At 42.2% G+C, this 13,387-nt stretch carries 11 protein-coding genes; 4 read left to right on the top strand and 7 right to left on the bottom strand.

Annotation, left to right across the window (positions count from 1 at the left end):
* Nucleotides 1-43: 43 nt before the first annotated feature.
* The 5 genes from pcaF to FTT99_RS04375 all read right to left on the bottom strand — a co-directional run bounded on the left by pcaF (nucleotide 44) and on the right by FTT99_RS04375 (nucleotide 4,307).
* Complete coding sequence (gene pcaF, locus FTT99_RS04395; RefSeq protein WP_180161261.1) at nucleotides 44-1,249, bottom strand: 3-oxoadipyl-CoA thiolase; 1,206 nt, start codon at nucleotides 1,247-1,249, stop codon at nucleotides 44-46.
* Nucleotides 1,250-1,375: 126 nt separating this feature from the next.
* Nucleotides 1,376-2,026: a 3-oxoacid CoA-transferase subunit B gene (locus FTT99_RS04390; protein WP_078193766.1), complete on the bottom strand. Its 651-nt coding sequence runs from the start codon at nucleotides 2,024-2,026 to the stop codon at nucleotides 1,376-1,378.
* A 19-nt stretch (nucleotides 2,027-2,045) separates the two neighbouring features.
* The gene (locus FTT99_RS04385) at nucleotides 2,046-2,732 is read right to left on the bottom strand and encodes a 3-oxoacid CoA-transferase subunit A (RefSeq protein ID WP_078193765.1); all 687 of its coding nucleotides are present in this window, start codon (nucleotides 2,730-2,732) and stop codon (nucleotides 2,046-2,048) included.
* A gap of 154 nt (nucleotides 2,733-2,886) precedes the next feature.
* Nucleotides 2,887-3,177, bottom strand: coding sequence for a muconolactone Delta-isomerase (gene catC, locus FTT99_RS04380; RefSeq protein ID WP_078190886.1), 291 nt, complete (start codon nucleotides 3,175-3,177; stop codon nucleotides 2,887-2,889).
* 20 nt (nucleotides 3,178-3,197) lie between these two features.
* Nucleotides 3,198-4,307 carry a muconate/chloromuconate family cycloisomerase gene (locus tag FTT99_RS04375; RefSeq protein WP_180129760.1) on the bottom strand — a complete coding sequence of 370 codons (1,110 nt, stop codon included), beginning with the start codon at nucleotides 4,305-4,307 and terminating at the stop codon, nucleotides 3,198-3,200.
* A gap of 103 nt (nucleotides 4,308-4,410) precedes the next feature.
* Between FTT99_RS04375 and catM the strand changes: the two genes are divergently transcribed.
* Nucleotides 4,411-5,334: a cis,cis-muconate-binding transcription regulator CatM gene (gene catM, locus FTT99_RS04370; RefSeq protein WP_180023667.1), complete on the top strand. Its 924-nt coding sequence runs from the start codon at nucleotides 4,411-4,413 to the stop codon at nucleotides 5,332-5,334.
* A gap of 76 nt (nucleotides 5,335-5,410) precedes the next feature.
* Here the strand turns inward: catM and FTT99_RS04365 are convergent, their stop codons facing one another.
* Entirely contained in the window at nucleotides 5,411-6,406 is a 996-nt protein-coding gene (locus FTT99_RS04365) for an ABC transporter substrate-binding protein (protein WP_180129763.1), read from the bottom strand.
* A gap of 3 nt (nucleotides 6,407-6,409) precedes the next feature.
* Nucleotides 6,410-6,997: an ANTAR domain-containing response regulator gene (locus FTT99_RS04360; protein WP_078190882.1), complete on the bottom strand. Its 588-nt coding sequence runs from the start codon at nucleotides 6,995-6,997 to the stop codon at nucleotides 6,410-6,412.
* A gap of 446 nt (nucleotides 6,998-7,443) precedes the next feature.
* Between FTT99_RS04360 and FTT99_RS04355 the strand changes: the two genes are divergently transcribed.
* From FTT99_RS04355 to nirD, 3 genes are all read left to right on the top strand, one after another.
* Nucleotides 7,444-8,793 (top strand): MFS transporter, encoded by a 1,350-nt coding sequence (locus FTT99_RS04355; protein WP_180129765.1) that lies wholly within the window; start codon nucleotides 7,444-7,446, stop codon nucleotides 8,791-8,793.
* 71 nt (nucleotides 8,794-8,864) lie between these two features.
* The gene (gene nirB / locus FTT99_RS04350) at nucleotides 8,865-11,402 is read left to right on the top strand and encodes a nitrite reductase large subunit NirB (RefSeq protein ID WP_218954487.1); all 2,538 of its coding nucleotides are present in this window, start codon (nucleotides 8,865-8,867) and stop codon (nucleotides 11,400-11,402) included.
* Between the two features lie 243 nt (nucleotides 11,403-11,645).
* On the top strand, nucleotides 11,646-13,256 hold the full coding sequence (nirD, locus tag FTT99_RS04345; protein WP_180129767.1) for a nitrite reductase small subunit NirD: 1,611 nt from the start codon (nucleotides 11,646-11,648) through the stop codon (nucleotides 13,254-13,256).
* Nucleotides 13,257-13,387 lie beyond the last annotated feature (131 nt).

Below are 13,387 nucleotides of genomic sequence, written 5' to 3'. Positions count from 1 at the left end.
ATCTCCTAAATCCCCCCATGAGAAGGAGGACTTTTATTGGGGATTAAACACGTTCAATAATCAAAGCGATGCCTTGACCGACACCAATGCACATCGAACAGAGGGCATATTGACCTGAAATTGCCTCAAGTTGATTTAACGCAGTCGTCACTAAACGAGCTCCAGATGCACCTAAAGGATGCCCCAAAGCAATAGCGCCACCGTTTGGATTGACATGTTTAGCGCTATCTTCTAAACCTAGTTCACGGGTAACCGCTAAGGCTTGAGCCGCAAAAGCTTCATTCAGCTCGATCACATCCATTTGTTCAAGGCTTAGACTTGTTTGAGCTAATAGCTTTTTGATGGCAGGCGCAGGACCAAAGCCCATGATTTTGGGTTCAACACCCACCACCGTTGCCGCAATAATTTTGGCTCGTGGCTTTAACTTAAATTTGTTAACAGCATCATCTGAAGCAATCAGTAGTGCAGCCGCACCATCATTGATTCCTGAAGCATTGCCCGCAGTTACCGTACCATCTGCTTTCACCACAGGTTTGAGTTTTGCTAAGCCTTCTGCTGTCGTCGATGCGCGTGGATGCTCATCTGTATCGACTATCAGTGGGTCGCCTTTACGCTGTGGAATGATTACAGAGATGATTTCTTTCTCAAAAAAACCATTGGCTTGTGCAGCAGCTGTACGGCGCTGACTTTCTAAGGCAAAAGCATCTTGATCAGCACGGTTAATATTGAATTGTTCTGCCACATTTTCAGCGGTTTGAGGCATGGTTTCCACGCCATACATTTGTTTGAGTATTGGATTGATAAAACGCCAGCCCATGGTGGTGTCTTCAATCTTTTGGCTGCGTCCATAAGCACTTTCCGATTTACCCATAACAAAGGGCGCACGGGACATACTTTCAACACCGCCAGCAATAATTAAGTCTGCTTCATTTGCTTTAATTGCACGGGCTGCCATCGCAATTGCATCAAGTGATGAACCACAAAGTCGGTTCACAGTTGTAGCAGGAACTTGAAAAGGGACACCTGCGAGTAGCGACGACATTCGTGCAACATTACGGTTATCTTCACCGGCTTGGTTCGCACAGCCGTAAATCACGTCATCAACAGACTCCCAAGCAATACTTGGATTTCGCTGCATCAGTGCCTTGATAGGTAAGGCACCTAGGTCATCGGTACGTACTGCTGCCAAACCGCCCGCATAGCGACCGAAAGGGGTGCGGATTGCATCAATAATATAGGCATTTTTCATTTTATAAATCCTAAAAACTCAGCTCCTCCCTTTTTAAAGGGAGGTTGGGAGGGATTTACAGGAAGTTAATTTTTGAATATTAATCCTCCCTAAATCCCTCCTTTAATCAAGGAGGGACTTTTTGCTTTATGCTGTCGTATCTATCAGCTTTGCACCGGTCATTGACTGTAATTCGTCAAAGCTCAGACCCTCAACTTTTTCAATCACTTTCATGCCTTCAACTGTTACATCAATCACGCACAAATCTGTGTAAATACGATCGACACATTGCAGGCCTGTCGCAGGGTATGACAATTCAGCGACAATTTTCGGTTCACCTTTTTTGGTCACATGGTCTGTAGTAATAAAGACTTTTTTCGCCCCAACAGCCAAATCCATTGCACCACCTACAGCAGGAATTGCATCTGGCGCACCAGTATGCCAATTTGCTAAGTCACCATTTTGGGCAACCTGAAAAGCGCCTAATACTGCAATATCTAAATGCCCGCCACGCATCATGGCAAAAGAGTCACCATGGTGAAAAAAGCAGCCGCCCGTTTGCATAGTAACAAACTCTTTTCCTGCATTAATTAATTCAGGGTCTTCTTCGCCTTTAGCCGGAGGAGGACCAAAAGCTAAAAGGCCATTTTCTGAATGTAGAAAAACATCTTTGTCTGTTGGTAAATAATTTGAAATTTTAGTGGGTAAGCCAATGCCTAAATTGACATAAGCACCATCTGGAATATCCTGTGCAACACGTTCTGCAATTTGATCACGGGTTAATTTGGTATAGCTCATGGTTCTTTCCTCACGTGATTTATGCAGATTGCTCAAGCTGTGCAGGTTGAACAGCAACAACATGTTGTACAAAAATACCAGGGGTAATAATGTGCTCTGGGTCCAATGCACCAAGTTCAACAACTTCAGAAACCTGAGCAATTGTCACATCTGCTGCCATAGCCATAATGGGGCCAAAATTACGCGCTGATTTGTTGTAAACCAAGTTGCCCCAGCGGTCGCCCTGATGAGCTTTGATTAAAGCAAAATCAGCTTTAATTGGATTTTCGAGGACAAAATCTTTGCCTTCATAATTGAGTGTAGGTTTGCCTTCTGCCAACAACGTACCAAAACCTGTTGGTGTATAAATTGGACCCAAACCCATGCCTGCCGCCTGAATACGGCAAGCCAAATTACCTTGTGGTACAAGCTCAAGTTCTATTTTTCCTGCACGATATAATTCATCGAACACCCAAGAGTCCGATTGGCGAGGGAAAGAACAGATCATCTTACGGACAGCACCAGCTTTGAGTAATTTAGCCAATCCATAGTCACCATTACCTGCATTGTTGTTGACGATGATGAGATCTTTGATGCCAAGTTCAATCAGTCCATCAATCAGTTCAGCAGGCTGACCAGCCGTACCGAAGCCGCCAATCATAATGGTAGATCCATCCTTAATTTGAGAAAGTGCTTCTGTTAAGGAAGCGGTACTTTTATCAATCATGCTACGATCCTTCATCAAGAACGATAAAACTATTTACCTGACTAACCACTTCAGTCATGTAAGGAAGATAATCTTTTATTTCAAATGTTTACAAACTTAAAAATGCAGATCAATGGACTCCAATCATGTGCTACACAATTGGAATCCAAACGCATCAGCTATCATCACTACGAACAGAAGAGGGATGACGATTTAAAGCCATAACTTCAATATTCATATACGGGTAAAGGGGTAATCCTTGTAAAATGTTGTGTAACTCTTCATTGCTTTCAACATCAAAAATACTGATATTTGAATATTGACCAGTAATGCGCCAGATATGGCGCCATTTACCTTGACGTTGTAGATCTTGTGAATAAGCTTTTTCTACAGCTTTAATTTCATTGGCTTTTTCGACTGGCATATCTAATGGAATATTGACATCCATGCGTACTTGGAAAAGCATTTCTCACTCCTAGCTAAATGTTATTTACGACGTAAGTCATCAATTTTGTTTTCATCAATTTCAATCCCTAAACCTGCTGTGGTCGGAATCTTGAGTTCGAAATCTTGATATTGAAGTGGGTTTTTTAAAATTTCTTCAGTCAACAGCAATGGACCAAAAAGCTCTGTGCCATAAGCTAAATTGTCAAATGTAGAAAATGCATGTGCCGATGCAATAGTGCCCACAGGGCCTTCAAGCATGGTTCCACCATATAAATCGATACCCGCAAGTTTGGCGATTTTAGAAACCTCACAGCCTTCGATTAAACCACCAGACTGTGCAACTTTGACTGCAAAAACAGAGGCAGAATTGTGCCGCGCAAGTTGATATGCCGTTTGCGGACCCATCAATGATTCATCTGCCATAATGGCTATATCAAAACGACGAGTTAAACGGCGCATCGCGTCAATGTTATCGATTGCACAAGGCTGCTCAATCAGATCAACACCACCATCTTGTAACAATTGAATGCCTTTAATGGCATCTAATTCAGACCATGCACGGTTGACATCTACACGTATAGAAATGTCTGAACCTAACGCTTTTTTTATGGCTAAAACATGCTCAACATCAGCTTCAACGGGGCGTGAACCGATTTTAAGTTTGAAAATATTGTGTCGTTTTGCCGCAATCATCTTTTGTGCTTCGGCAATGTCTTTTTCCGTATTGCCAGATGCAAGTACCCAAAGAACAGGTAAGCTGTCACGTAAACGACCGCCCAATAATTCACTCAAAGGCAGATTTAAACGCTGCGCCAAAATATCGAGTAGCGCCGTTTGAATGGCACATTTAGCAAAGCGATTGCCGTTAATATTACGTTTAATGGCTTGCATGGTTTGAGCAACATTCAAACCAGTGAGAGTTTTCAGTAAAGGACTAAAATAAGTTTCAATATTGATTCGAATGCTTTCAGGGCTTTCTTCACCATAGCCTAGACCACCAATCGTCGTCGCTTCACCCCAACCGATATAACCATCTTCGGTAGTGATTTTAATCAAAACAAGGGTTTGCGTTTGCATGGTTGCAACAGCCATCTTGTGCGGACGGATTGTTGGGATTTCCACGAGCAGGGTTTCAATCGACTTATACATCTTGCATATTTCTTATCTATCCAACTATTTATATACCCTAATTTAATGTAATATCTTTAACTAGAGCGATTTTGGTATTTTTAGATACTTAAAAGGTATATAAATGGAATTAAGGCACTTACGTTACTTTGTCACCGTGGTTGAAGAGCAAAGTATTACCAAGGCAGCAGAAAAATTATGTATTGCTCAGCCGCCTTTGAGCCGCCAAATTCAAAAACTTGAAGAAGAACTGGGGATTACCTTGTTTGAGCGTGGTTCTAGACCCGTGAAAACCACAGAAGCAGGTATGTTCTTTTATGAGCATGCTGTACAGATATTGACGCATACCGCCCAGGCCACAACCATGGCACAGCGAATTAATGCCGTCGATAAAACTGTCCGCATTGGTTATGTCAGTTCGCTTTTATACGCATTATTGCCACAAATTATTTATTTATTTCGACAACGTAACCCAGATATTCATGTTGAACTCATAGAATGTGGCACACGTGATCAGATTGAAGCCTTAAAAACCGGTCGAATCGATATTGGTTTTGGACGACTGCGATTAACAGATCCGTCTATTAAACGTGTTTTATTAAGAAAAGAAGCGCTACGTTTAGCTATTCATAAAAACCATCATTTGGCTGAATTTAAAGACAAAGGCATTTATCTTTCTCAAATTTTAGATGAACCAATTTTTGCCTACCCTACGACACCTAAACCGAATTTTTCCACCCTCATCCAATCTATTTTTACCGAGTTAGGACTTGTACCTAAACATTTAACCGAAGTGCGTGAAATTCATATGGCTTTGGGCTTAGTAGCGTCGGGAGAGGGCATTTCCCTGATTCCTGAAAGTGCTAGTGATATTGGGATGAAAAATTTGATGTACATTCCAATCTTAGATTTGGAAGCCTATAGTCCAATTTCTTTGTCAGTGCGCAATATGGATCATAGTAATTACATTCCAAAGATATTGGATTGCATTCGTGAAGTCTTTGTTGAAGAAAATATCGATCTGCGCGCCATCGATGCAGATGCATAACTAATCAATGTTTCATGATTGATATTTCATAAAATCCACTATTCAGATGATAGAGTCTTATGGAATATCAATCACTTCAGCCCAAAGCATCCTGATAAATACAAGACTGAGCTATTTCAATAACCTTTTCATCTTCAATATTTAATTGATCGTATTGCTGCATTTTTTGAATCATCCATTCAAAATCTGAAGTTTGTGGCGCTTGGGTCTTACCAAAATTTTGAATGATGTTTTTGATCCGATGAAAGGCCTCGACCTGAATCTGCTCAGAACAATCAAAACGGATGATGTGATATTGCTTTAACAAAGAAAATATTTCAGAAAAATGCGTTTGTTGAAGCAGATCGTTTTGGGCTTTTTGGATGGCAAGATGGATTGCGTTTAAGGTATTGGGATGTTTTTCTGCCCAATCATGGGTAAAAGCCAAAACTTTATCTGGAATATGATCAATAATATCTTGGCTATTGACAATAATACGACTATAGCCTTGTATTTCAGCTTGCGTATTCCACGGCTCTCCGACACAGAATACATCAATTCGTTGCGTTGATATTGCTTCGACCATATAAGGCGGTGGTAAAGTTGAAAACGTTTGCGTTTGAGCAATTTCTGTGTCTGCAAGTGCCAGCCATTCTCTTAGAATATAATGATGAATCGAATGCTGAAAAACATGCGCCAACTGAATCGTTTGATTCTGTTTTATCGCAGATACGATTTTCTCTGCTGAATTAATTGGTAGATCTAAAGCATGGATATTTAATTCATAGCACAGCTTTTGACTCAAACTAATATAAGCGCAGTTAGTACTGAGTGTAAGAGAGGTTTGTAAGGGAATGCCGAGATGGTCTTTGCCCGTCACAGACGCAGGCAGCATGGCCGATAAACAGTGTGCTACATCTAAAAAACCAAAAGCTAGACGGTCGCGTAAACTTGCCCAAGATGGTTCTTGAGTCAGCGTGACGTTCAACCCTTGTTCCGCAAAATAACCTTGATGTTCTGCCCAGAGCAAAGCAACACAGTCAAGTAAAGGAATATAGCCCAAGTGAATATCAGTTTTTTCAAGCTTTTGCATGGTTTATTCCTTAAATTGAGACTGTAACAGCGCTTGCGCATCAAGCAGTCGGCGCGCCATTTCACCCATCGTCATACGGTGACTCATGGCATTTTTTCTCAGCAAATTAAATGCTTGATCTTCGGTTAAACCATGCATTTGTATTAAAAGCACTTTGGCTTTTTCAATATCTTTTCGATCGGCCAGTTTGCACTTGGTTTCAGCCAAATCATTCAGCAGTTTTTTATGCTTTTTATATTGTTCAATCGAAATTTCTAAAATGCTATTCAAACGTGCAGGGTCAATACCATCGACAATATATGCCGTGACACCCGCATCAATCGCGCTTCGGATGATTTCAAGACTCGAATTTTTAGTGAACAGAACAGTCGGTAAGTCAAATTGGCTGACACAGCTTTCAATGACATCGCGATGTGGATGATCCATATCCAATAAAATCACATCTGCCTGAATATTTTGCAGATATGACATATTTAAATGATCAATCATGAAACTGGCGACCACATCAAAGTCATGTTGAATTAATGAGGCTTGAATAAATTCAGCGCGTTCTTGATCATCATCAATTAGGGCTATTTTTAGTTTTGGCATGCAAACGCTCAGACAGAGCCAAACAAATACGTATTGAGTTTTCTAAGCAATTTAAATGCCAAATTTTAAGACAATACAAAATATAAATCTGCTTCTAAATTTTAGCTTGGTTATATGCACATTTTAAAATTGAACCATTTCTGTGCACTGATCTTGTGCAGGGCTGAACCACGTTTGAACATTCAGCCGCATCTCTATAGGCATATTGACTATCTATTTACCTTAATTCGCTTATTTTCGGATAGATCGGTGCTCAATGCTTAAATATAGAGATGAAATTTACGATTGAAATAAAAACTTGGCACGTATCGTGCTTAATACTTATTGAGTCAAAGAAGACTCTAAAAATTTGTTAGACGGCCAACGACGTCCGTTCTGATCGACTCTGTTATGTGTTAGCGACATAACCGAGTAATTCATGCGTTCAGTTCAGTCAGGAGAAGGTTATGTCTTCAAATTTAAATGCCAAAAAAGCCACAAAAATAAGTCTATTTAATTTTTCTTCAGCAGCAATGCGGGCCTTCCACATGAGTTGGCTCGCATTCTTTGTTTGCTTCTTTGCATGGTTTGCCTGTGCACCGTTGATGCCAGTGATTGCTGGCGAATTTAATCTAACAAAAGACCAAATCGCTAATATTAATATTGCTGCGGTTGCAATCACGATTTTAGTCCGCCTGATTGTCGGCCCTTTATGTGATAAATATGGCCCGCGTAAGACCTACACAGCATTATTAATTGTCGGCAGCATCCCAGTCTTTGGGGTTGCATCTGCGAATAGCTATGAATCTTTTCTTTTCTTCCGCTTGCTGATCGGTGCGATCGGCGCAAGCTTTGTCATCACGCAATACCACACTAGCATTATGTTTGCGCCTAATGTGGTGGGTACAGCCAATGCGGCAACAGCAGGCTGGGGTAATGCCGGCGGCGGTGCAACTCAAGCCCTCATGCCTTTATTGCTTGGCGCACTCGTTATGTTTGGTGTAGAGCAAGCGATGGGCTGGCGCATAGCGTTAATCGTTCCTGGTGTGATGATGTTGATCGTAGGCGCGCTGTATTGGAAATTTACCCAAGACTGCCCGCAAGGCAACTTTAAAGAACTTCGCGAACAAGGCATCAGTGTTGGCAGTGACAAAAAAGGCGGCTTGGCAATTCTAATGCATGCAGCACGCAATTACCGTGTATGGATTCTATTTGGCGCTTACGCAGCTTGTTTCGGTATTGAAATCTTTATTCACAACATTGTAGCAATGTACTACGTCGACCATTTCAGCTTTGGATTAAAAGAGGCGGGTATGGCAGCAGGTATCTTTGGTTTGCTTGCATTGTTTGCTCGTGCGCTTGGCGGCATTGTTTCGGACAAAGTAGCGACTAAAAAAGGCTTAGATGGCCGTACCAAAGTGTTATTTGCCATGATTCTGCTAGAAGGCTTATTCCTGATTGTCTTCTCACAAATGAATACTGCAGTGCTTGCAATCCTTGCAATGACAGTCTTTGCGCTCTTCACACATATGGCTTGCGGTGCTACCTATGCGCTGGTGCCATTCATTGACCGTGATGCTTTAGGCGGTGTTGCAGGCATTATCGGTGCAGGCGGTAACGTAGGTGCAGTGGCTGCAGGCTTCTTGCTTAAAGGCATGCTGGATATTCAAACCACGCTTATGGTGTTGGGCGGTCTAGTGGTTATCGCTGCAAGCTGTGTACTGATGATCCGCTTCTCTGTAGAGCATAAAGAAAAAGAACAGCGCCTATTTGAACAAGCTGTAAATGAACGAAATTTAGCTGAAGCTCAAAACTAATACTGAAAGTTGCCTCTAAACAAAACATAGCGCTTTAGGGGCAAACAAAAAAAATCTTGCGGAGAAAGAATATGAAAATCATCATGATTGGACATGGCATGGTTGGCCATAAATTTATCGAATCTGTACTGGAACACGCAGGTGATGATGTTGAATTAACCATTTTGGCTGAAGAGCCGCGTTTAGCCTATGACCGTGTGCATTTAACTGAATATTTCAGCGGTAAATCGGCTAAAGATTTAACCCTATGCCGCAGCGACTTTGCTGATGCATACGGTATAGATTTACGCCTGAGCACCAAAGCGGTTGAAATTGATCAGCGTAATAAAACGGTCACGACCAATCACGGTGATATTCTTTCTTTTGACAAGCTGGTGCTCGCAACAGGTTCATATGCATTTGTGCCGCCAATTCCAGGCAATGAACGTGAAAACTGCTTTGTGTACCGTACCATTGAAGACTTGGATGCCATCCGTGCCGCAAGCTTCAATGCTAAAACAGGTGTGGTGATCGGCGGCGGTTTATTGGGTTTAGAAGCAGCAAAAGCGCTGCGTGATTTAAACTTAGAAACCCATGTTGTTGAATTTGCACCACGCTTAATGGCAGTTCAGATTGATGATCTAGGCGGTAAAGTTTTACGCTCGAAAATTGAAAATCTAGGTGTTAAAGTCCATACGCAAAAAGCAACATCTTGCATTGAAGACGGTGCAAATGCGAAGCATGTAATGAAGTTTGGTGATGGTTCTGAACTGGAAACCGACATCATCTTATTCTCTGCAGGTATCCGCCCACGCGATGAATTAGCGCGCCAAAGTGGTTTAGCCATTGGTGAGCGTGGCGGTATTGTAATTAACGATTATTGCCAAACTTCAAACCCTGACATTTATGCCATTGGTGAATGTGCGCTTTGGCAAAATAAAATTTATGGCCTAGTTGCGCCGGGCTATGACATGGCACGTATTGCAGCAAAGCATGTGATGGAACAAAACTGCACGCTTTTCGCTGGTGCAGATATGAGCACCAAGCTGAAACTGATGGGAGTTGATGTTGCATCTGTAGGCGATGCGCATGCAATGACACCAAATTCTTTAAGCTATTTCTATGCAGATGAAGCAGCTCAGGTTTATAAAAAAATTGTCGTGAATGCAGAGAAAACTAAGCTGCTAGGTGCAGTATTGGTGGGCTGTGCTAAAGAATACAATGACCTGCTGCAAATGATGCTGAATGGCTTAGAAGTTCCAGAAAGCCTAATCATGCCTGGCTATGCACAATCTTCAGGTAAATCGGGCGGAAGCGGTGTCGATCTGCTGCCAGACAGCGCAACGATTTGTTCATGTAACAACGTCTCTAAAGCAGATATTTGTTCAGCCATTGCTGACGGATCGACTTCTTTAGGCGCATTGAAAAAATGTACTAAAGCTGCAACAGCTTGCGGCGGCTGTGCGCCATTAGTCACTCAAGTACTTAAATCAGAGCTTCAGCGTCAAGGTGTAACTGTAAATAACCATTTATGTGAACACTTTGCTTATTCACGCCAAGAGCTCTATCACTTGGTACGTGTGAACGAAATCAAAACCTTTGATGACCTGATTCAACAGCATGGCCATGGTTTAGGCTGTGATATCTGTAAACCGACGGCAGCCAATATCCTAGCGTCATGCTGGAATGACTTTGTACTTAAACCAAGCCATGCGGGCTTGCAAGACAGTAATGACTACTACCTCGGCAATATTCAAAAAGACGGTTCATATTCAGTAGTACCTCGTATGGCGGGCGGTGAAGTTACTCCGGACGGATTAATTGCCGTGGGTCAAATTGCCAAAGAATATGGTCTATATACCAAACTTACAGGCGGTCAGCGTGTTGATATGTTTGGTGCACAAGTGCATCAACTGCCTGAAATCTGGGAAAAATTGATTGCTGCTGGTTTTGAGTCTGGCCATGCCTACGGAAAATCACTGCGTACGGTGAAATCTTGTGTCGGCAGTACTTGGTGCCGTTATGGCGTGGACGATTCAGTCGGCTTGGCGATTTATTTAGAGAACCGCTACAAAGGCCTTCGCTCACCGCACAAACTGAAAATGGCTGTGTCGGGCTGTACCCGTGAATGTGCTGAGGCGCAAAGTAAAGATGTGGGCGTGATTGCGACAGAAAAGGGCTGGAACCTTTATGTATGCGGCAATGGCGGTATGAAACCGCGTCATGCAGAATTATTGGCTTCTGACTTAGATACGCAAACATTGATCAAATACATTGACCGTTTCTTTATGTTCTACATTCAAACAGCAGACCGTTTGCAGCGTACTTCTGTATGGCGCGACAACATGGAAGGCGGTTTAGATTACCTGAAAGATGTCGTTGTAAATGATTCGCTTGGCGTAGCGGGTGAACTTGAACGCCGTATGAGCCATGTTGTGGGTACATATCAAGATGAATGGCGTACTGCTGTAGAAGATCCTGAAGTACGTAAACGCTTTGTGACTTTCGTGAATGCAAAAGCAGAACAGCAAAATGATCCGCATATTCAGTTTGCATCCGTTCGCGGTCAAATCAGACCCAAAACAGAAGCTGAACGCGATTCGTCACGCATTCCAGTGGTTGAAGCTTAATCACAGCAATAGAGATCTTACGAAAGTTAAAATTAAAATTTTCCATTATTTTTCAAAGTATAAATTCCTTTACTTAGACCTTATATGGCTCAGGTAGAAGGCTAGGATGAAGAGTTTTAACAAATACCTCTCCCTAACCCTCTCCTAAAAGGAGAGGGAATTTAGATCTAAATGAATTTATGGATAAAAAGAACTTCTGTAAGAGATCTAATAAAGCTAAAGAATGATAAGAGGAACTTAAAGATGACAATTTTAAAAGAAATGAATGATTTAGACTGGTTTGATGTTTGTGCATTAGATGATATTACGCCAAATACAGGTGTGGGCGCACTGATTGAAAATCAGCAAATTGCGATATTCCGTGTCGGTGAAGAAAAGCGGGTTTATGCGCTCAGCAATCAGGACCCATTTAGCCAAGCCTATGTTATGTCCCGCGGTATTATTGGTGACTTGCAGGGTGAGCGTGTTGTGGCATCACCCATTTATAAACAGCATTTCAGCCTTGCTACTGGACGCTGCTTAGAAGATAAAGACCAAAAACTCTTGGTTTTTCCAAGCAAAATTGAAAATGGCCGTGTGCTGATTAGTCCAACTGCTCAAAAAACCTATATTACCAATAACGCGCCATCGTCTGAGTTGATGAAACTTGTTTTGGTCGGCAATGGCTTAGCAGGTATGCGTTGCTTAGAAGATCTGCTGGATATGGCGCCAGAGCGTTATGAAATTACGGTCATTGGTGAAGAACCTTGGGGTAATTACAACCGAATTATGCTTTCACCTGTGCTTTCAGGTGATAAAACCATTGAAGATATCATGCTGCATTCACATGCTTGGTATAAAGACAAAAATATCCGTTTTGTAGCAGGTGATGCGGCGGTACGCATAGACCGTCCGCGCAAGCAGGTATACACAGAAAAAGGCTTGGTCATCGATTATGACCGTCTGATTTTAGCGACAGGTTCTAAGCCATTTATTCCGCCTATACCGGGAACTGACTTAAAAGGTGTTCTCAGCTTCCGTGATATTTATGATGTAAACCGCATGCTGGATTACTGTAAATCTAAGCAAAATGCAGTGGTGATTGGCGGCGGTTTACTTGGCCTAGAGGCTGCGTATGGCCTGAAACAGCGTGGCATGAATGTCACAGTACTGCATTTGATGGATCGTATTATGGACCGTCAGTTAGATGAAAAAGCCAGCTTAATGCTCAATCATGCGATTGAACAAAAAGGTTTAAAAATCATGACCGCAGCAAATACCCAAGAGTTGATGGGTGAAGATGGCCATGTGAAGCAGCTGCGTTTGCAAGACGGTACTGTTTTAGATGCAGATCTTGTGGTTTTTGCGGTGGGTATTCGTCCGAATATTGAGCTTGCGCAAAGTGCAGGACTGCGCTGCGGCCGCGGTGTCATGGTGAATGACACCATGCAAACTTTTGATCCGAGTATTTATGCGGTGGGTGAATGTATTGAACACCGAAGCCAAACTTTCGGTTTAGTTGAACCGCTTTGGGGACAGGCATTCATTTGTGCATCGCATTTGGCCGAACATGGCAGCTTAACCTTCAAAGCGCCTACGGTTCCGACGCAGTTAAAAGTCAGCGGCTGTGATGTTTTTTCTGCAGGCAACTTTGAACCGTTGGATGATTTTGAAGACATTATTTTGAATGATGAAAAACGCCAAATCTATAAACGCATTATTATTCAAAAAGATAGAGTGATTGGTGCTGTGCTGTTTGGCGATACTGAAGACGGGGCATGGTATGCAGAATTGATTTCAGATCAAACTCCAATTTCAAGTATCCGAAACAAATTGCTGTTTGGTAAGGATTTTGCATTAAAGAAAGCAGGGTAATGCGTCTTTAATTTTGAAAGTCCCTTCTCCCACTGGGAGAAGGTTAGGATGAGGGGGCTTTTCATATAAATCCTCACCCACTTGCGGAACTATGTTCCTCATCCTTTAAAAGGAGAGGGAACTTCTTATAT

Origin of the sequence: Acinetobacter sp. YH12040 (assembly GCF_013420005.1) — a bacterium.
In the GTDB taxonomy this organism is placed as follows: Bacteria; Pseudomonadota; Gammaproteobacteria; order Pseudomonadales; family Moraxellaceae; genus Acinetobacter; species Acinetobacter amyesii.
Note: the sequence above shows the minus strand (reverse complement) of the source record. Positions and strands in the feature narration are given on the sequence as shown.